The organism is Bacteroidia bacterium (genome assembly GCA_019695265.1).
Taxonomy (GTDB): Bacteria; Bacteroidota; Bacteroidia; order JAIBAJ01; family JAIBAJ01; genus JAIBAJ01.
In genome coordinates, this window is the sequence record JAIBAJ010000063.1 from 1 (window position 1) to 21,254 (window position 21,254).

General features: G+C 38.4%; 17 protein-coding genes. 4 read left to right on the forward strand and 13 right to left on the reverse strand.

Annotation, left to right across the window (positions count from 1 at the left end; genetic code table 11):
- Positions 1-632: gliding motility-associated C-terminal domain-containing protein (locus tag K1X82_09945; GenBank protein MBX7182423.1), on the forward strand; the 632-nt coding region annotated here is incomplete at its 5' end.
- Here K1X82_09945 and smpB read toward each other — a convergent pair.
- Complete coding sequence (gene smpB / locus K1X82_09950; GenBank protein MBX7182424.1) at positions 629-1,081, reverse strand: SsrA-binding protein SmpB; 453 nt, start codon at positions 1,079-1,081, stop codon at positions 629-631. The two genes, K1X82_09945 and smpB, sit on opposite strands and share 4 nt — an antisense overlap.
- A gap of 103 nt (positions 1,082-1,184) precedes the next feature.
- Between smpB and K1X82_09955 the strand changes: the two genes are divergently transcribed.
- Positions 1,185-1,541, forward strand: a complete 357-nt coding sequence (locus K1X82_09955) for a Rieske 2Fe-2S domain-containing protein (protein MBX7182425.1) — start codon at positions 1,185-1,187, stop codon at positions 1,539-1,541.
- 49 nt (positions 1,542-1,590) lie between these two features.
- On the opposite strand, the gene frr is transcribed toward K1X82_09955, so the two are convergent.
- From frr to murC, 9 genes are all read right to left on the reverse strand, one after another.
- On the reverse strand, positions 1,591-2,151 hold the full coding sequence (gene frr / locus K1X82_09960; GenBank protein MBX7182426.1) for a ribosome recycling factor: 561 nt from the start codon (positions 2,149-2,151) through the stop codon (positions 1,591-1,593).
- 1,001 nt (positions 2,152-3,152) lie between these two features.
- The gene (locus K1X82_09965) at positions 3,153-3,578 is read right to left on the reverse strand and encodes a hypothetical protein (protein MBX7182427.1); all 426 of its coding nucleotides are present in this window, start codon (positions 3,576-3,578) and stop codon (positions 3,153-3,155) included.
- Complete coding sequence (locus K1X82_09970; GenBank protein ID MBX7182428.1) at positions 3,572-5,077, reverse strand: formylglycine-generating enzyme family protein; 1,506 nt, start codon at positions 5,075-5,077, stop codon at positions 3,572-3,574. Before K1X82_09970 ends, K1X82_09965 begins: the two co-directional genes overlap by 7 nt.
- Positions 5,074-6,162: an acyltransferase gene (locus K1X82_09975; protein ID MBX7182429.1), complete on the reverse strand. Its 1,089-nt coding sequence runs from the start codon at positions 6,160-6,162 to the stop codon at positions 5,074-5,076. The genes K1X82_09970 and K1X82_09975 overlap by 4 nt, the downstream gene beginning before the upstream one ends.
- Complete coding sequence (locus K1X82_09980; protein ID MBX7182430.1) at positions 6,131-6,664, reverse strand: CvpA family protein; 534 nt, start codon at positions 6,662-6,664, stop codon at positions 6,131-6,133. Before K1X82_09980 ends, K1X82_09975 begins: the two co-directional genes overlap by 32 nt.
- A gap of 33 nt (positions 6,665-6,697) precedes the next feature.
- Positions 6,698-7,786, reverse strand: a complete 1,089-nt coding sequence (locus K1X82_09985; protein ID MBX7182431.1) for an efflux RND transporter periplasmic adaptor subunit — start codon at positions 7,784-7,786, stop codon at positions 6,698-6,700.
- A gap of 474 nt (positions 7,787-8,260) precedes the next feature.
- Positions 8,261-10,771 carry a TonB-dependent receptor gene (locus K1X82_09990; protein MBX7182432.1) on the reverse strand — a complete coding sequence of 837 codons (2,511 nt, stop codon included), beginning with the start codon at positions 10,769-10,771 and terminating at the stop codon, positions 8,261-8,263.
- Positions 10,772-10,874: 103 nt separating this feature from the next.
- Positions 10,875-11,786 carry a T9SS type A sorting domain-containing protein gene (locus K1X82_09995; GenBank protein MBX7182433.1) on the reverse strand — a complete coding sequence of 304 codons (912 nt, stop codon included), beginning with the start codon at positions 11,784-11,786 and terminating at the stop codon, positions 10,875-10,877.
- Positions 11,787-11,887: 101 nt separating this feature from the next.
- Positions 11,888-13,276, reverse strand: a complete 1,389-nt coding sequence (murC, locus tag K1X82_10000; protein MBX7182434.1) for a UDP-N-acetylmuramate--L-alanine ligase — start codon at positions 13,274-13,276, stop codon at positions 11,888-11,890.
- A gap of 297 nt (positions 13,277-13,573) precedes the next feature.
- Between murC and K1X82_10005 the strand changes: the two genes are divergently transcribed.
- Entirely contained in the window at positions 13,574-17,056 is a 3,483-nt protein-coding gene (locus tag K1X82_10005; protein ID MBX7182435.1) for a HAMP domain-containing histidine kinase, read from the forward strand.
- Complete coding sequence (gene hemW / locus K1X82_10010; protein ID MBX7182436.1) at positions 17,056-18,180, forward strand: radical SAM family heme chaperone HemW; 1,125 nt, start codon at positions 17,056-17,058, stop codon at positions 18,178-18,180. Before K1X82_10005 ends, hemW begins: the two co-directional genes overlap by 1 nt.
- Before the next feature lie 830 nt (positions 18,181-19,010).
- On the opposite strand, the gene K1X82_10015 is transcribed toward hemW, so the two are convergent.
- The 3 genes from K1X82_10015 to K1X82_10025 form a co-directional block, all read right to left on the reverse strand.
- Positions 19,011-19,517: an OmpH family outer membrane protein gene (locus K1X82_10015; GenBank protein MBX7182437.1), complete on the reverse strand. Its 507-nt coding sequence runs from the start codon at positions 19,515-19,517 to the stop codon at positions 19,011-19,013.
- A gap of 35 nt (positions 19,518-19,552) precedes the next feature.
- Positions 19,553-20,092, reverse strand: coding sequence for an OmpH family outer membrane protein (locus K1X82_10020; GenBank protein ID MBX7182438.1), 540 nt, complete (start codon positions 20,090-20,092; stop codon positions 19,553-19,555).
- 58 nt (positions 20,093-20,150) lie between these two features.
- Positions 20,151-21,254, reverse strand: a 1,104-nt coding sequence (locus tag K1X82_10025) for a BamA/TamA family outer membrane protein (protein MBX7182439.1), incomplete at its 5' end; no start/stop codon positions are given.

Consider the following 21,254-nt stretch of genomic DNA (forward strand, 5'->3'; position numbering starts at 1 on the left):
TTGGAATAGCCGTTAAGTCACAGTATAATACCACCAATCCGAATGGGGTTATTTCCGTTGATCAACTGCCCTCTTTTAACATTGAAGACGGAAGCTGTATTATTGGAGATAGCTTAGGAACGGTAATTGATGCCATGGTGTACGACGACAAAATGCATTTCCCTCTTTTGCAAAGTACCAAGGGCGTTTCGCTTGAACGTATTAATCCGGACAGAGCATCCGGAGATAGAGACAATTGGCACTCTGCCGCCGAAACTGTCGGATATGGCACTCCTGCCTACCAAAATTCCCAATACAACGAAAATGCAAGTTCCAGCGATTGGATTAGTTTAGACCCTCCCATTTTTTCACCTGATAATGATGGGTACCAAGATGTGTTAAATATTCATTTAAATAACCCGGGTCCGGGCACTGTAGCTACCCTTCAAATTTATGACGCCAAAGGTAGATTAGTGAAAAAACTACTGGAAAATGAACTGCTTGGTACTTCAGACACCTTTACATGGGACGGCATTACCGACCGAGGAGATAAAGCACGTTTAGGAATTTACATTTTATTAAGTGAATCATTCGACACCCAAGGAAATAAGAAAAAGCAAAAAAGCAGTTTTGTAGTAGGAGGTAAATTTTAGTCTCTTTCCATGTTGCGCTTTACCTCTCTTTCCTTAATTGACTCCCTTTTGTCATAGGTCTTCTTTCCTTTTGCCACCGCAATTTCTACTTTAGCATAACCTGATTCAGCTATAAATAAACTAATCGGAACAATGGTCAAACCTTTGTCTTTTAGTTTATTGGACATTTTCCGAAGTTCTGTTTTGGTCAACAACAATTTCCTGTCACGCTTAGGTAGATGGTTGTTATAGGAGCCTTCTACATATTCGGCAATGTGCACATTGATTAAAAACAATTCTCCGTTTTGAAAGGCACAAAACCCATCGCTTAAATTCACTTCTCGAGCTCTTACGGATTTTATTTCAGTTCCGGTCAATTGAATACCTGCCGTAAACTTATCCAAAAAGGCATATTCATATCCGGCTCTGCGATTTAAAGCAATAGTTTCGGTTTTCTTCTTTGCATCCATGCGGCAACAAAATTGAGGATAATTGCCCACATATTTTCATTTATAACATAAATTTTAAAACTTCAATACCACCAAGCCATGCCAGTCATTACCTTTGAATGGTATGAAAACCCAACGAATCAAAGTTTTTGAAAGTCGAACCGAAGCTGATTTATTCCTACCCGAAGGCAAGGTTTATCCGGTAACGAGCCAAGGAAAAAAAATTTGTTTGGTACGCTATAAAGATAGCATTCACGCCTACCCAGATAAATGTCCACATGAGTCTTATCCACTTTCCAAAGGTTATTGCACGAAGGAAGGAGAATTGGTTTGTCCTTGGCATAAATATAGCTTTGACTTGCAGAGTGGACAAAGAACCAATGGCAGAGGCTATTTTATTAAACCGCTACAAGTATTGGAAACCGACACCGGCATTTATGTAGAATGGCCACTTTCCTGGTTAGAAGCGTTGCTGGCATAAACTTTCAAAAAAAAAGCCCGATTTAAAACCGGGCTTTTCAAAATTCGGATTAAACCGTCATAATTTCCTTTTCTTTAGCTTCCAAATGTTTATCAGCCTTGGCGGTAAACTCGTTGGTCAGTTGCTGAATAGATTCTTCAGCATCCTTAGCCATATCTTCAGGCAACCCATCTTTCAAAAGCTTTTTCACCTCTTCATTGCAATCTCTTCTTACGGTACGCAAACCAACTTTGGCATGCTCAGCCTCCGCTCGAGATTGCTTAACCAATTGTTGGCGACGCTCTTCGGTTAAAGGTGGAATATTTATTCGAATCATACTGCCATCATTTGCCGGAGTAAAGCCCAAATTGGCAGCAAAAATGGCCTTTTCAATAGGACCCAACATGTTTTTTTCAAATGGTTGAATTGTCAACATCCTGGCATCAGGCGTATTAATATTGGCCACATTTTTCAAAGGTTGGTTAGTCCCATAATACTCCAAATAAATCCCATCCAACATAGTCGGATTTGCTCGTCCGGCGCGTATTTTCAAAAGTTCTGCCTCCAAATGCTTAATTACTTTCCCCATCTGTTCACGGGCTTCTTCTAACAAAAATTCAACTTCTTCCATATGATTAAAATTTCAAGGCAAAACAACGAGTTTTTAAGCAATTCTCCAAGGAAAATTCGCTTTCGAACCAATTAGTTTTACACGCTCCTAATTTCGAATTTACACATTAAATTCAGGTATTTCTTTGCTCTCTTTTTAATTGTTTGGCGGGCCCCCTCCGCCTACCAAGAAATTTGCAAAACCCTAACATCCTGCAATGGCGTCGGGTCACGCTATCGCCTGTAGTCCTCGTCCCCCGAGGCTAAAGCCGTCGGTGGCCTGTGGGCTACCTGGCTCTATCGTTGCCCGAGGTGCAAACCCAGGCATTTGCACCTTTCCGGATTATATTCATTTTCAAGCTCTACCACCATAATTGGAAATTAAACCCAATTGGATTTATTGAATTTGGTTATGCAGCAAAACATGGATCTGATTAACTTCAACACTTTGATTTCTTTTCAGCCGGTAACCCGGATGCTGCCTAAACCCAACATAATCAATAGGAGAATTGAAAATCTGAACTACTTGATTTATACCGAATGTACATTATGTTTAGTCCAATTTTAGGTATTAATCTTTATTGAGAAAATTGGCCTAACATTCTGTATACTCGGCATTTATACCGAATGGACAAAATGTATAGTCCAATTTTATACTTAAATTTTCTTGAAAAAATCGGACTAACTTTTTGTATCCTCGGTACTTACCAATCTAAATTTATAAAAGCCTTCGGACTATTTATAAATTAAAATTGGTATAACCTAATAGATACCGTGAATAGTCGGATTAGAAAATACACTAATAGATCGCGCATCGGGCAACGATAGAGGCAAGTAGCTCCAAGCAAACGCAGCGTTTAGCGGAGTGGGCTTGGACTACAGCCGATAGCGTGACCCGAACGCCCATGCAGGTTATTTTGGGCTTTATAAAAAGCTAGTTGGGCGGAGGGGGCCCGCATAAAAAGTATTAAAAAAATTGTAGTAAGCGCCTAGTTGACATTTTCGGCCTACCCTACCTGGACTTTAGTTTAAATGGAAGAAAAAGAAAAATACGGCAGCCGCAACCTTATCCATTGGAACATCTTTGTAATAACCAAGGGTAGAATAATTCGAATTCTGTATGGTCCCATTGGTTTTTACATAACCCAGGGTGGCATAATTTCCATTCTCAACCCTACCATCCGATTTAATGTGACCAATCGTTGCATAATTCCCATTTTGAACGGTTCCATCCTCCCGAATGTAGCCAATAGTTGCATAATGACTATTCTGAACCGTTCCATCCGATTTTATATACCCTAAGGTTTGATAAGAATCTCCTTGCACTGTTCCATCATCTTTAATGTAGCCAATAGTGGAATAATTTCTATCCTGAATGGTTTGGGAATAACAATGGATGCTACAAATAGCAATAAAGAAAGCGAACAAAACAGTTTTCATACTTACCAGGTTACTGAACGACCTCCGCGTCCACCGGTCGTATTTCTACGAAAGGAAGGTCGTAAATTTAGATAAAAGCGATCGGCAACGGCCAAATCGCGAAAGCTACCTGTTACACCACTTAACCATGCTCCACCCCGATAGATGGCATTTTCAGCATTCGGATACCAAAAAGCCTGGTCAGCTTGCCCTTGCTCATCCAATTTCCCATCACCGGATAAAGTCCCAAATTGAAAGCCAAAATCATTGGTTGCAACACAAAGCTCCCATAGGTTTCCACTTAACTCCATAACCCCGGTAACCGAAGCTCCTGCTTGCAACCTAAGATTAGTTTGGTTAGCACCAAATCCACAACGCAAAGGACCTTGAACTCCCGAATATCCATGGTTGGCTAAACCTGCCGAATCATTGGCTATTTCTTGCACCGTTTCAGCTGGAGTTCCATCCAATTGCAGGGTATTTCCATCCACCGAAAAAGCAGTCCCCCAGGCAAACCCTAAGGGTATCACCTTATCGACTCCTTCCGAACAAATTTTCTCAAATTCCATTTCTGTAATTGGTCTTAGTCCTGACCAATCCAGATAGGCTATCAAATCAGACCAGGACAAAAAATTCATTGCCAGATTTTGACCGTCATCCCATTCATTAAATCCATTGGTTGTATTCAAATTACAAGCAAATTGGGCCGGATTAATCCCATCGGAAGATTGGGAAATAACTAAACTATTTCGGTTAGCTAAATTGCCAGTGGAATTCATACAAAAAGTTCCGGCTGGAGAGGTTGGTGGCATTACTATTCTGGTAGTTTGCTGAGCTAGGGTAAGGCAATTCAAAAAAGTCATATACTGACTTTGAGAAATTTCATACTTCATGCAGTAAAACGCCTTCCATCCGCTTGGATAGGATGCAGGAATTTGCTGAATACTATTTGAAAAACCGGTCCACAATTGATTATTCCCTATACCAAGCGGAGTAGGATTGTTTTGAACCGAAATAGGAGCTCCCGATAAACTATCCTTAAACGTGTGGTTACTGATTCCATCACCCAGTAAAAAATCCCCTTCTGCAATATAAACCATTTCAATTCCAAACAATTGGAAAGAATAAGAACCTTGATTTAAGGGCTGAGCCAAGCCAATTCTGAAGTTTGCGGATACAATAAAGGTGGAATTTCCGGTGGATTTCTGCTTGATAAAAACACCCATTGAATCTTCCACACCAAGCACTTCCAAACCGGAATCGGAGGTAGAATGATTTTCAGATACCGGAGAAAGTTTTAAACTTCTCCATTCAGAACCATTCACTTGGTACTTGACAAATACCCAAACAGCATCATGGTTCAAATGATTGTTTTCAGTCCAAGAATTATCCCAACTTACAGTAAAATTTAAGTGAGAATCATCTTCTACTACCAACTGAGAGAAAACCAAATTGTTTGCATTAACCTTATGAACTTGGAAGATCATGGCAATTACACTAACAATCAGCTTCAAAAATACCCGTCTCATAATCCCAATTTTACTATCCATTGTTTTCCCAATTTTCGAAAAGGTTCTTCAATCCAAAGGTAAATAGGGTAACTTATTGCCATGGAACTTACCAAAACCAAAACGGACCAAACTAAAAGCTCCAGACCACTCCTAACACTATTTCCGGATGGAAAAAACTTCTGAATTTCCCAAACTTGAATTCCGTGCAAAATAAAAGGATGCACAAAATAAACCGAATAGCTCAATTTGCCCAAGAAAACCATCGGCGAACTTTGTGCAAATTTAAGATAACCATGGTGCAACAAGAAAACCAATAAAAAGGTTAACAGGGCGAATTGAATATGCTCAGGAATAAAAACATCTTGCTGAATAAGTTTATCAAATAAAAACATAAAAGCCAGCGGAATAAAGGTTTTAACCGAAGGAACTTGCTTTTTTATTACCCATAAAAAGCCCACAATTCCTAAACAAAACACCGGAAATTGATTAAAGATCAGTTGGTATTGATATTGGTGATACATTCTGTCAACATCAAAGGGGTGAAACAACCACCGAAAAAGTAAGCGAACAATAAGTGCGATATAGAAAAGATAAATGGCCTGATTTATTGTTTTAACTCTAACAAACAAAAAGGGTAACAAAAGATAAAAATGAACTTCGGTAGCAATGGTCCACCCACCAAAAACAAAACTATTCATCCAAGGAGGGTAGGCCCAAAAGGTGAAGGTTAAATGAGAAAGCACATTCCAGTTACTTATATGAAAAGGTAAATCATAGTGTAAATGGTAAAAATCTGTAAGAAACAACCAGGAGAACAAACAAGCCAGATAAAAAAGAGGTGCTATTCGAAAGAATCGGCGGATACTGTATGCTTTAAACCCGGAAGCAGGTATGTCATTCTCACTTTCTAAGGATAGGTAAAGTGTAAATGCAGAAACAAAGAAAAACACCTCTACTCCATGCGACATGTTTTTAAAAACCTGTTTTAAGCCCCCCGGAATCTCTTGAAAAGAAAGCAAATCGAAGGTATGGCAGAAAACAACTCCCAAAATTGCCCATCCTCTTAATGCATCAATGTATGGGAGATGGGGTTTGGGAAGCATCGGGCAAATTTTGCTGTGAAAGTTGAGAAAGCATTGGCCATGCTAGCATACCGAGAGAATAAACAGGTTCATACAAAATAGAATTTTCATGTTTCATATACTTCTCCTGATTAATCAATTTTCCCCAGTTTAAAATGAACAAGAAAACTCCAACCATTAGGGTGTTTTTTAGTAGTCCAAAAAATCCTCCGAGCAACCTGTTTAACCACTCCAATTGAATAAGTTCAGCCAATTTGTGGAGGAACTTTCCAAGAATCATTACTCCGATGGCAACAATTGCAAAAAGCAGTATAAAAGAAAGAAAGGGCAAAACAGTTTGGTTAATTTGGTAATGAGCTGAAAGATAGTCCTTAACAACAAAACTAAATTTCCAGGCAACAACAATACCAAGCCAGAAACCCAACAAGGATGCCAACTCGATAATAAATCCCTTCATAGCACCTCGGATAAGTCCCCAGGCCAAAGGAATAAGAATTAGAATATCAATGGTAGAAAGGCTCACTGAACACAAAGGTAAACTTCAAAAGCAAACCAACTAATTGGTTTCCAATTTAGCGCTTTTCACTTTTTCGCCTTTTTTTATTCCTTCCAATATTTCTGTATTAATATCATCTGAAATACCACAACGAAGCATACGTTTTTCGAATTTACCATTAACCAGGACTTCGGTAAAGCGTTTATCGCCTTCTTGCTTAATGGTGCTTTCCTTTAAGCATAAAACGCTATCTTTTTGGGCAAGGACGATATCTGCATTAGCGCTATAACCGGCACGTATAATATTATCCTTGTTCGGCTTTAAAAAAGCCTTAATTTCAAACTGAATTGCGCCATTAACATCCATTCCTTTAGGCGAAATATAATCCAACCGGGCAGGAATAGATTTATCAGGGAGAGCTGCAATTTGGATTTGAATTGGTAGGCCTTCTTTTATTTTACCTACTTCACTTTCATCTAAATTCCCTTTAAACATTAAAGAATTCATATCGGCAATTGTGGCAATGGTAGTACCTTCATTAAAATTATTTGATTCAATAATAGAGGCTCCTTTTTTTACCGGAACATCCAACACGGTTCCGGTTGCAGTAGAAACCACAATAGTTGAATTGGTGCTGGCCTTTTTACTTGAACCTTCCTTAACTACCTGAAGATTATTCTCGGCAGCCTCCAATTCTTGATTTGCTAAATCCAATTTTAGTTTCGAAGGTTGCAATTCAGATGCTGCAATCACTTGTTGGTCAAACAATCCTTTCTGGCGTTTATATTCTTGTTCTGCATCTTTAACAGCAATTTTAGCTCTTTCTACTGCACTTTCTGCTTGTCCAAGATTTGCCGCATTGGGAATTATTCGAATTCTGGCAATGGTTTGTCCTTGCTTAACAGATTGTCCAGCCTCCACATAAATTTCTTCAAGAATTCCGGAAACCCTGGATTTGATGGTAATCTCCCGCTGAGGCACAATACTACCCGTTGCAACGGTCTTTTTTACAATTGTTGCAATAAAAGGTTCTTCCGTTTGAAAAACTTCTTCTTTGGGTTGAGATTTCTGATAAATAAAATAAAATGTATAACCGACTCCACCTAATACAACTACGGCTATAAGCCAACGAACGACAGTTTTAATCATGCCTGAATTTTTGCAAAGCTAAAACGATGAACCTTTCGAAATGGTATTCTTTACCATTGTTCTGTTTTGAACAGTGGATTCGAACTCAAAACAAAGAATTTTAAATTACAATAAAATGATTTTCAATATTATAACTTAAGATCTAAGGAATCTTAAAATTTCTAAAACTGGGATTAGTTCAAAAAAAAAGATCCCGGTTTTTACGCCGGGACCTCAAACCCTATGAAAACACTGATTGTTCCATTCAACCAGCGAGCAAATATATATTGGAATTCTGAAACTGTGTAAAATTTTTTATCAAGTCTGAAAATAATGACGAAAAAATTCTTTTTAGCATACGGCTATCTGCGATAAAATCTAACAGTCAATTTTTACAAAGCACTCATTTTTAACACATTAACAATCTATGCATGACCAATGTCAGGTTTCCAAACTCTTATTTGTTCAAAAATAAAGAGAAGTTTTCTATCTGATTTAAAGACTGAGTGTGTATTGAATAGCTACTGATCGAGGCGCCTCCATTTTAAGAGGTCGCAACGAATACTGGCGATTAGCAAGGTTACTAACAACAAATGCGATTTTAGATCGCTGCGAAACCTGGCAACTAATTCTAGCATCCATTACCCAATTTCCTTTAGTGTGTGTAGCACGGTAATTAGTTATTCCTGAAGGCAGGTCAGCAGAGTTTGGAAGAAATACTCCGGGAGCAATTTCTTTATTCTTATCCAAGTTATAAAACTCTTTATCAATATTATCGATATGACTGTAATACCTTGCAGAGAATCCTAGTGCGAACTTTTTGTACTCAAACTCAATATCGGCCTTGAACTGATGCCTGCTGCGGTATTTTAAAATTCCGCTTGAATCACTGCTGGTTTTACGATATGTTAAGGGAATTGCAAATGTTGAGTCAATTCCTATTTGCTGAATAGTATCGTAAGCAAACACATTGTCAGGATTCAACATTCGTGGATCTATCAAGGTATAACCAGCTAAAATTGACATGGAAATGTCTTTAGTTAACTTCCCTTTTCCTGCAACAGAAAGTTCAATTCCACGAATTCGGGTATCTCCTGTATTTAAAAACTTAAATCCAATCATATCCTCATTGCTGGAAGAAAGATTACCCCAATGTCCCATTACATATTCCATTGCATTATGGTATTCCTGCCAAAATCCTACCACATCAAAATATCCATAAAACCCTCCTATTTTCATTCCTTGCTTTAGACCGATTTCACCATTCCAACTGGTTTCGGGTTGCAGATTCGGATTGGCAAATATTTTTATACCGCCGGCACTGGTAACAATAAATCGTTCTGCAATAGTTGGAAACCTATATCCCTGACCATAACTGGCCCTCAAATAAGTTGCCTTTGCCAATTTTAATGACATTCCAGTTCTAAATACGGGCTTTGTAACCACTTCCTGGTTATTAATTTGAAAGAACTCATACCTAAGTCCTAAAGAAATATTAAAAACCTTCCAGAATTTCTTATCAAGCTGAGTATATGCTGCCGCATTTGAAGCCTGATTGTCTCCACTACCTGTACCAACATATAAAGTGGACGAAGAATTGGTATGCTGGCCCATTATACCGGCCGTCATATTAAAATCTTCAATAAACATAAAGTTTTTTTGGAACTGGTATTCGGCATAGGTAACCAAACTTTTATTGCTTTGATTGTTGCTATTTTCATTGTCGGCATAATACAACCTGGACCTTAAATAGTGCTTAGTTCCACTGGGTCTTACATAAGTGAAAAAAGGATCCACATAAAAAGTGAAAATTTCTTGTAAGGTCATAGTACCCGGATAGGATCTATAAAGACCGGATGAATCATTGTTCCATATCAATGAAAAATTAGTATGGGTTCTCATAAAGTTCCCATTAATACCATAAGCCAGCCCCTCATTCTTCTTGCTTCTTCTTCTTAGTTTAAAATTTAATCTACCCTTTTTGTCACTTACATCTGAATTGGATAAAGTATCCGGAACATCCCCGGCAGGAAATCTATAAACTCCCTTTACATCCCAAGGACCAATATAATTATGGTCGTATTGAAAGCTACCCCCAAAAACCAAATCCCATTGTTTAATACGTTGTGAATGGAAAAAATTAAGACCGGAAAAATTTGCCGAGCCACTCCACCATTTTTTGCCATTAGGTTTTTGCATGTCCATCCCAAAGAAATTGGCAAAACGTTGACCTGCATTCATGGAGTCTGTTTCCGGACTTGAATAAAAACCTGTAAATAGATTAATCCTAGTTTCTGGTTTTTCCTTTGGATAAGCAGTACGAATATTTATTACACCGCTGAGGGCACCTGAACCAAACAATACGGAAGAGGCTCCTTTTACAACCTCCACCTGCTCCAAATTCTCTGTAGGAATGAAACCCCATTCAGGCTTACCTGCGTCACCTAAAAGCATTGGCAAATCGTCTACATATACCCCAACTCGGGTACCAACTCCAAAGGTAAATCCACTTCCACCTCTAATTTGAGGCTCACTATCATAAACTGTTAAACCAGGTGTTTGCTCTAAAGCCGTTGAAATATTCCTGGTATTTTTATTTTCAACTAAACTTGGTTTGATTACTTCCATCGACTGGGTAATCTCTTCAATTTTCTGTTGAAATCTACCGGAAGAAAATACTACTTCTCCCAATTCTTCAACCAAAAGTTTCATTTTAATCTCTAAAACAGTAGGTTGATCTGCAGACACATTAATGCGAAATGTATCCGATTCCATACCGGTATAGGACACAACAATTTGTTGAATTCCAACCATTGATTTAAACTCAAATTTACCATCTATATCTGTGGAAGAACCATTGGTTCTATCATTTAAGTTAAAAACATTTGCCCCAATGAGGGTTTCTTTAGTAACAGCATCTGTCACAACACCTTTGACTATGCCCGTTTGAGTAAAGCCTGAATGAAACAAGGCAATAAAAAACCCGGCAGCAAGAATTTTTTTCATGCAGTGAATGAATTGAAAAGTAAAAGTAGACCCGGAGGTTTAGTAAAAACAAAACCTCCGGCATGGGTTTTCAACACACCGGAGGTTTAACTAAAATTAGGTATTAACGAGTAATGGAAACCTTTCCGGAAAAGGATTTCCCGCTGGCAGTAGAAACAGTGTATAAGTAATTGCCAACAGCTACATCCTGAACATTGATTTCAATTTCACGGTTATCAACAACTTTTCTGGTAACAACATTTCCAAAAAGATCGGTTAAGATAAAATTTGCCGATTCCATTTCATTGTAAGTCAAAATCAATTTCTCAGAAGCCGGATTTGGAAACAAACGGCAGTTCACCTTTTGAACCTCCGGAGTTCCAGTACTATATACAAATTCAGCATCGTCAACAAAAATCTCGCTATTTGCAACAGGAGAAAATCCTGAACTAGCGTTAATAATCGCTCTTAATTTTGAAGGATTACCTGCGCTGAAATAATTAATCGGTGCCGATAAACGTACAAACTCTGTAATTTCTTCATAAACATTAAAACGTCCTCTTCCAATGGTATCCGAACCATCCGAATTCAACAACAAAATTTCAACATATCCGGTATCGGTCACATTGGATGAATTCAATGCCGGAGCATATTTTAACCATGCAACAATGCTATCAGGACGGGAAGAAAATGCCATACCTCCATCGATAGCATAAGTTTGAACATTGATATCGCCGGTTGTAATCATTCCTTGAATAACTCCGGATGGAGATAAAGCAGAGGCAACAGACTTTAGCCTAACAGAATAGGTTCCACCATGAACATTTGGAGCGGTACCTTTTCCACATGTTACAATTCCTAATCCAACTGCAGTAAAAGCATTTAAGGAATTAAATTTGTCTGGTCTAGCTGATGTATTTGGTGCTGAGTAGTTAACCCAGGTCTCAAATCCACCATTCGGAAATGGCTCTTGACCTTGGGCAAAAAGAGTAGTGCAAAAAGCAAAACTCATTACTGAAAGTATTATTTTTTTCATTTTTATAGGTGAATTAAAATTCGGCGCAAAAGTACTGCTTATTCCCTCCGAACACCGATTTTATTTTTAGATTTCAACCCAGGCCTGTTAATAAGGACAAACTATTGTTTTTCAATTAATTGAGCTAAAGGTCTAACAAACCTATCGATATCTCCTGCCCCCAATGTTAGTAAAACCTCCGGTCTAATTTCCTCTACTTTCGCCAACAAATCTTCCTTCTGAACCAAAAATTTATTCTTATTTTTCAATTTACTTAACAACCATTCCGAAGTAATTCCAGGAATGGGAAGCTCTCTAGCAGGATAGATTTCCATTAAAAGCACCTCATCCAACAAATCCAACGATCGGGCAAACCCATCTGCAAAATCCCTGGTTCGGGTAAATAAATGGGGTTGAAATATTCCGGTGATTCGTCGTTCAGGATAAATTTCTCGAACTGCCTTTATACATGCTTCCAACTCCCTAGGATGGTGCGCATAATCATCAATATAAACCTTTTCCTTTTCCTTTACCTGAAATTCAAACCTTCTCCTGACTCCCCTAAAACTAGCTAAAGCTTTTCTCAACTCTTCTTCATTGGCCCCAACCAAAAGGGCTACTCCACAAGCAGCAACTGCATTCTCAACATTATGTCGACCGGGAAAGGCAAACTTCAAACCCATAAAATCGCCAAAAGGGGTGTGCAAATCAAAAACAAAAGCCCCATCCGCAATTTCCCTTATCTTACCACAAAAATCTGCACTTGTTTTCTCTTCTCCTGCAACCACTTCATAAGTATAATATGGAACAGATAATTTAGGAATAATGTCCAAACCATTTCGTATCAACAACTTACCTCCGGGCTTCAACCGATTGGTAAATTGCAAATAGGACTCCTTTACATGATCCGAATCGCCATAGATATCTAAATGATCGGCATCTGTGGAGGTAAGAATTGAATAACTGGGACTCAAAGTCAAAAACGAACGATCAAACTCATCAGCCTCAACCACCAGGTTTGGACTCTCGGACAATAGCAAATTGGATTGATAATTTACACTTATCCCTCCCAAAAAAGCCGAACATCCAACTTTGGAAGAATGTAACAAATGGGCCGCAATGGTGCTGGTTGTAGTTTTTCCATGTGTTCCGGCAACACCAATGGTTGTAAATGCCTCCGAAATAATTCCCAAAACCTGGCTTCTTTTGTACAAGGTAAATCCTTGATCAACAAACCAATTCTTTCCTAAATGGTCCTTAGGAATTGCCGGTGTGTAAATAATCAATAACTCTTCGGCTTTTGCATTCCTTACTTCCAATGGAATCAAATTTAACCGATCCTCATAGTGAATAAATATACCACTTTGTTCTAATTCCAAGGTTAAATCACTCGGAGTTTTATCATATCCACTGACATGTTTTCCGGAATATCTAAAATACCGGGCTAGGGCAGACATACCTATACCTCCGATACCTAACAAATAAACTTGCTTGATCGAATTAAAATCCATGGTTTTCTAATTGCTCAAAAGTAATACCGTTAAGACTTTGTAAACTATCCAATTTATATCTACTTTTTTCATTGATCATTTCCCTCAAATTCTAACAGGTTTATATTCTCACTGTTCTCTTCCTTCAGGCTTTCTTAAGTCAATTGACAATTTTCCCTTTGGATCTATTTTAATTTCCTTCTACCTTTTGTAGAACCAACCATTTATTACTCATTCTTAACCTATGTTAGCAATGGATTCCAACTTAATATCCGGATTTGAAATATTCGCACTTACCTTTGTACATCGGATTTTATTGTGAAAAAAATTATCCCTCTTCTTTTCCTGCTGCTTCCTGCAATCTTGCTTGAATCTCCATGGGGGATAAAATTGGATTCCATTATCCTAAAATTATATACCCAAACTGCCAATCAGAAACTATCGGAATTCCATCAGGTACAAACAAATCAAATAGCAAATAATTCTTGTTTAAGAGTTTTTAAGAATCTTAACGAACTTACTAACCAAGGATTCAGAACTTATTTGTTTGTCCATGAAAATTTAGTAGCCTGGAGTAGCAATCAAGAAAATGTGGCTCTCCAGCAAAATGATCTCTTCCGATTAGGTAAAACCTTAGTTAAAACTTCAAAAGGAAGTTACTTAAGTGAATCTAAACAGTCAGGTGACACCTTGTTGGTTTCTCTTTTTGTTATCGAAAGCAACTACCCAATTCAAAACACTTACCTAAAAAACTCCATTAACCCGGAACTGGGAAAAGCAATTAAATCCATTAAAATAATTGAAACCCCCTCCCTACCCCAACTGTTTGTAAATGAATTAACTCTTCCGGTTGTACCTCTCCTGTCACTTGTATTTTGGATCCTTGCATTCCTTTACTTTGCCCATTTACTTAAAAACTCAGGTTCTTCCTATAAATGGCTGATAATTGCCGGTTTAATTTTGGGTAGGATCCTTGGTCTATACTTCCAATTTCCTGCTTCCATTGCTACCCTATCCTGGTTCTCTCCCCAAGAGTATGCCTTTTCCTGGTGGTCTCCTTCTATCGGAGATTGGTTTCTAAATATCCTTATTTCTTACTGGCTATTAAATCAATTCATTTCCGATTTTGATCGACAAGATTTACCACCAATCTTTAATAAGTTCCTGGCTTTAATCCTCCCAACGTTTAGCTCAGTTGGATTGGTTTGGATCACTCAAAACATTAGTACTCATTCCGAATTTTTCCTAGACCCATCGGTGCTGGTCAAACTTCAACTAACTTCTTGGCTTGCTCTTACAGGTTTGTGCTTAGTTGGCTGGGGCGTTTTTCGCATTTCTTCCCATTGGATCCTTCAACAAAAAAACTTGGTATTTTTTCTGATTTCACTTGGGATTTCACTTTTATTCTCCTGGTTTCATTGGAAACACTGGCATATCCTATTAATTATCCTTTTGTTTTTCTCAGGCCTCGCACTTCATTATTTCTTTTCAACTAAAGGTGTCCTAAAAAACATCAGCACACAAATTGCTTTAGCCGGTGTAACCATTTCCATCTTTCTTAGCATCGGCCTTCACTACTTCAATTACCAAAAAGAAACAGCAGAAGTTGAATACCTCGCCAATAAATTGGTATCCGGAAGAGATTGGGTACAGGAATACCTTTTCAAGCGTATTTCACAAAAGCTGCAAACAGACCGAAAAATCAAAAACGCCCTTACCCTTCATCCTATACAGGCTCAACAAATCAATGAAAGCATTCGCGGGGCATTTGAAGAGGAATGGTCCGATTTCGAATTGGGTTTCATTCTTTTTTCACTGAAAGATTCCCTGATAATTAGGGATTTCCCTAACAACACCATCAGCATTCAGGAAACTGAACTCTTGCTAGATAAATCAGAACCTTCCGGAACAAGCGGCTTATGGATTGCCCCACCGGGAAGTAAGTTCTCATACATAGCCAAACTTAAAATGGCTATTGGAAGAGACCAAGCTAACAATGATTTCAACCTGTACATTTTGTTTTGGCCTAAAACCATTCAAAATAGCATCGGCTACCCTGATTTACTGCTTGAAAAAGGAATTGGCTTTAAAGAAAAACTCCAAAATTATTCCTATCGAATTACACAAAACGACAGCGTCATTCAACAAAATTTTGTGCATTGGCAAACCAATTCCATATTCCAAAAACTTACAACTCCCGTTTGGAAACGATGGATAAATCAAGACCTCTATTGGAAAATCATTTCTGACAATGGTAACACCCAAATAGAAATCACCCGACCTAATTCCATTTTTGCTTCATTTTTTAACTCTTTCACCATCCTATTTAGTTTTTTCTTTATCCTAGGAATTCTAAGTTCATTGATCTCAAGACAATCTGCTTGGCGCGACTTCCTCTTTCTTAGTTTTAGAAACCGAATTATTACAGCTACTACAGGATTATTAACGCTCACTTTATTTTCTATCGGATTTGCCTCTGCCAGATTAATGGTAAAACAAATTGACCATAAAAACATTGACTTGGCTGAAGAAAAACTTCACACCATCAAAAACAGAATTGAAAAAGAAAAACGTATTTCCAACTCTTTTCTGCTTGACTTGGCTCTTGAATCCAATGTAGATATCCATATTTATAATGCCATGGGCCACCTGGTCTCTACCACACGTCCGGTAATTTTTAGAGATGGCTACACCGGAAAAATGATTAATCCAGAAGCGCTGAACGGATTGAAAGAATCAACCGGTGATGATAGTTTCTTCAGGGAAAAAATTGGAACCCTAAGTTTCCTTTCGGCCTACACCCCCTTGCAGGTACTTGGCAATACCTATTATATCAATATCCCCTTTTTCGCCCGACAAGAAGAAATAAGAGAAGAGCTATCTTCCATGATTTCATCCTTACTCAATATCTATTTCATCCTTGTATCATTGAGTGTTGTTCTAACCTTATTAATTTCAGGTTACATCACTTCCCCACTCGAAACCATTGCAACCAAACTTACCAATGTTGACCTCAACAAACCGGAATATATTCAATGGAAAGGGGAAGATGAAATTGGAAAATTAGTTATTGCTTACAACCACATGGTTGACGAACTTGCTCATAACGTGGAAGAACTCGCCAAGTCAGAAAGAGAATCGGCCTGGAGAGAAATGGCAAAACAAGTAGCCCACGAAATAAAAAACCCGCTCACCCCCATGAAATTGCAAGTTCAACATTTGAGCATGCGATACAAAGCACAATCTCCCGGGTGGGAAGAACAATTGGTTAAAACGCTTGCGTTGTTGGAAGAACAAATCGATAACCTGGCCAATATTGCCAATGCCTTTTCCAATTTCGCAAAAATGCCACAAGGAAATCCCGAAGGCTTTGATTGCAGGGAAGTTCTAACCAACCTTTCTAACCTATTAAACAACGAAAAAGATTATCGAATTTCCCTCGATATCCCAAACTCTCCGCTCTTGATTTTCATTGATAAACAACAATTTTCCAGGTCCATACAAAACTTATTAAAAAATGCCATTCAATCTATCCCATCTAATCAATTCGGACAAATTAATATCAACGCCTATCAACATGAAAACCAAGTAATTATTCGAATTCAAGACAATGGTTCCGGCATTCCGAATGAAGTACAGGAGAAAATATTCATGCCCAATTTCACCACAAAATCCTCCGGCATGGGACTGGGATTAGCCATGGCTAAAAATATCATGGAGCAAGCCAATGGGCAAATCTCCTTTGAAACCGGCCCAAACCAAGGAACTACCTTCCAAATTTGCCTACCTGCAATTTCCTAATGGCCGGAATTTACCTCCATATTCCTTACTGCAAACAAGCTTGCACCTACTGCAACTTCCACTTTTCTACACATACTAAATCCCTCCACGAGCTTATCCAAAGCATGTTGCGCGAAATCGAACTTCGCCATACTTTTCTGGATTCTGAAACTATTGAAACCATCTATTTCGGCGGTGGAACACCTTCACTTCTTCCTTCCGAATTGCTGGCCGAATTAATGAATCACCTGAAAAATCATTTTGCCCTTTCCAATAACCTTGAAATTACGCTGGAGGCAAATCCAGATGATATTGACTTAACAAATCTTGAAAACTGGCTTGGATTAGGCTTTAACCGTCTCAGTGTTGGAGTGCAAAGCTTCCGTGACCAGGATTTGATTTGGATGAACCGCAGCCACCGATCACAACAAGCCCAAAATGCTATCAAACTTGCCCGTTCCGCCGGATTTCACAATATTAACCTTGACCTAATTTATGCCCTACCCAATCTGACTGACCAAGATTGGATCAGTAATATTCAGCAGGCCATCGATTTGGGAATCACCCATCTTTCCAGCTATTCCCTAACCGTAGAAGAAAAAACCAAATTAAATCACCTCATCAAAAAAGGTGAAATGCCTCAGGAAGATGAAGACCAAAGTGCCAGACAGTTCGAAATTCTGATGAAACAAACCTTTATGGCAGGTTTCGAGCACTATGAAATTTCAAATTTTTCAAAGCCGGGCTTTCATTCCAAGCACAATAGTTCGTATTGGAACCGACAGCCCTACATCGGTTTTGGCCCTTCTGCCCATTCCTTCAAAAACAATGTCCGTCAGTGGAATATCAGTAGCAATTCAGCCTATATTCAGTCGTTACAAAAAGGATTTCCAAATTTGCAGGAGGAAATTTTAACAAAAAAAGAAATCGCTAACGAATTAATTATGACCGGACTTCGAACAAAAAAAGGTTTCCATCAAAACCAAATCATCGAACTTCAATTGCCGGAGTGGCATCGCTGGCAGATCCAACTTGATAAAGAAGTTCAAAAAGGTTTGATTGATAATCAAAATGGCCTGATCACCTTGACTCATACAGGTAAATTTCTAGCGGATGAAATAGCTTCAAACTTATTTTTTATTTAAATTGTTTGGGGGGCCCCATTCGCAAAAAAATAATCATTCATCCAATCTGTATCAGGCTCATGGGCGGGCTATCGCTAATACTCCTCGTCCGGTTCCGCTATCGCTGCACCGTCCTGTGGGGTATCACGCTCTATCCCTGCCCCACACTCCGAACAAAATTTTTGCTAAACTTCTAATACCTGTGAAAAAGCTATTTAGGGACTGCTGAAAAAGTCAGAAATACAGCAGATGCAAGGCGCCAAGGTGAAGCTGTATATTTAATATTGCGAACCGCAGACAACAAAAGAGATGCTGTATTTCTGACTAAGGATACAAAGTAATCTTCAAAAAATATGGATGCAAGGAAATCAAAAGAATCTAATTCAAAACCTTGCATCAATTTGATTTAAATTATTAATTAAATGACTTATAATAAATCGATTGAGTGTTTTCAGCAGACCCTATTTAGGCAAATTAGTGCTTAGCCTCATTGGACAATTACAGATTTGCAATCGGAATAAAACTAACAAGAAACCAATAGATACCACTTCGGTATGAGCAGCGAACCGCTGCATGAAAATGCACCCTCCTCGGGCAACGATAGAGGCAAGTAGCCCACAGGACCACGCGGCGCTAGCCAAGTGGGCCGAGGACTACAGCCGATAGCGTGACCCGAACGCCCATGCAGGTTGTTTAGGAATTTGCAAAAGGATTAATAGGCGGAGGGGGCCCGCATACCAGGTATTAAAAAACAATTGATTACTCATTAGGTTATTTTCAGCACAAACCGAATACCCTAATAAACAAAAAGGCCCGCAAATTGCGAGCCCTTGTGTTGGAATAACAAACAACTATTGAATGTTTAAATGCTTTTTAACTGCACTTAACATATCTTCTGTTTCATCTTTTACAAGCAATACGCCGGCAGAAGAATCAAATACATAATTAATTCCTTTTTCTTTTGCAACAGCTTCAATTGCCTTTCTAGCTTTATCAATGATTGGAGCCATTAATTCTTGCTCCTTTTTTGCAATATCATCTTGAGCCTTGGTCTGAAAATCTTTGATACGGTTGTTCAAATCTTCCAATTCTTTGGCTTTTGTTTGCTTAACAAGTTCAGTCATACTGCCTTCCTGAGCCATATAATCCTGATATTTTTTATCAAATTCTGCACTCATAATTCTCAATTGTTCTTGTAAACCTTTGGCATAGGTTTCCATATCTGTTTGAGCTTTCTTCTTTTCCGGCATGGATTCCACTAGAGCAGCGGCATCAATATGACCGAATTTCTTTTGAGCAAATGCATTTACTTGGCCAATTAAACAAAGCGCTATAATGGCAGTTAGGATCTTTTTCATGAAATTTATTGGATGATTTATTGGTTATTTTAGGTTTACTTTTTCTCTTTAGGCTCGTCCGGATTCATTTTGATTCCCAAACTTTCCAATACTTCGTTGCTGATATCATACTTGGTATTGGTATACAACATGGTTAGGCTATTGGCTTTATCAAAAATAATGGCATAACTTTTTGAATTTGCAATGTCTTTAATTGCATTAAACACTTTATCTTGAATAGGTTTCACCAACTCCTGACGTTTTTTATACAAGTCGCCTTCGTATCCAAAGCGTTGTTTTTGAAGGTCTTTAGCTTCTTTTTCTTTCTTAACGATATCATCTTCTCTTTTACGACGCATATCTTCGGTCAACAGCACTTGTTCGGCCTGAAATGCTTTATACATTTTATCAATTTCAGCATATTTTGCTTCAATTTCCTTTTGCCAACCTACGGATATTTCATCCAATTGACTTTGTTTAGATTTATATTCCGGAATATTATTTAGGATATATTCCGTATCAACATAGCCTATTTTTTGGGCAAAGGATCCCAAGGTTAAAATGCTTAAACCTAGAACAGCAAAGAACTTTTTCATGATTTTTCTAAATTAGTTTTGTTCAATAGATGCCGAATGGGACGGCGAAGATAGAAATTTATTGTTCAAAGTTCATGCCAATCGAAAAGTGAAAATGCGAACCATTAACGCCTGGGTTATTTAATACCGGATCAAATCCATAACCCCAGTCAACCCCTAGCAAACCAAACATTGGCAAAAATACCCGAACACCGACCCCGGCAGAACGGTACACATTAAAAGGATTGTAACCATCCCATTTGGCCCAGGATCGACCTGCCTCCACAAAGCCATATCCAAAAATAGTAGCAGAAGGATTAAGTGAAACCGGATAGCGCAATTCCATGGTATATTTATTATAAATGGTACCACCAACCGAACCCAGTTTAGAATCAATGGGTACCAAGGAATTATTGGCATAACCCCGCAAAGCAATAATTTCTCTTCCATCCAAAGAGTAACCGGATAATCCATCACCACCTAAATAGAAACGTTCGAAAGGAACCAAACCCAATTGCCTGTTATATAACCCGATTAATCCCATGTGAACCCGGGTTGCAATTACCAATTTGTCTACAATTCTCTGATAGCCGGCAAACTTAAATTTGTATTTATGAAATTCCAACCAACGGAACTTATCCTGACCAGAAATTTCTGAATAATCCTTTTTGGTAAATAAGGAAATCGGAGGAGTAAACTGACCGGTTAAGGAGATATTCATACCATCAAATGGATAAATAGGTCCGTTTACTGAATTCCTGGAAAAGGTAATTCTCAAACTAGCCTGATTAGCTGCCCCGGTTGAAAAACCCAATTGAGGAAGAGACTGATAATTTTTGAGTGAATAATTCTGATAAATCAATTCTCCAAACATTAAGAAATAGTCATCGGGCCATTTTAATCGCTTTCCAAAACCTATGGTCGCACCACCGATGGCGATAGATTGCCTGTTGGAATCGCTGCGTTTTAAGCCATTGCTTTGAACTGAATAAAACCCTGAAACCGTAAAGGAATTCGGAGCTTTACCGCCGAACCAAGGTTCAGTAAACGACAAATTATAGGACTGAAAATAAATACCATTACTTTGAGCTTGAATACTCAATTTTTGTCCATCCCCGGTTGGTAAAGGTCTCCAAGCAGATTTTTTACCAATATTTTTTAAAGAAAAATTATTGAAGGTAAG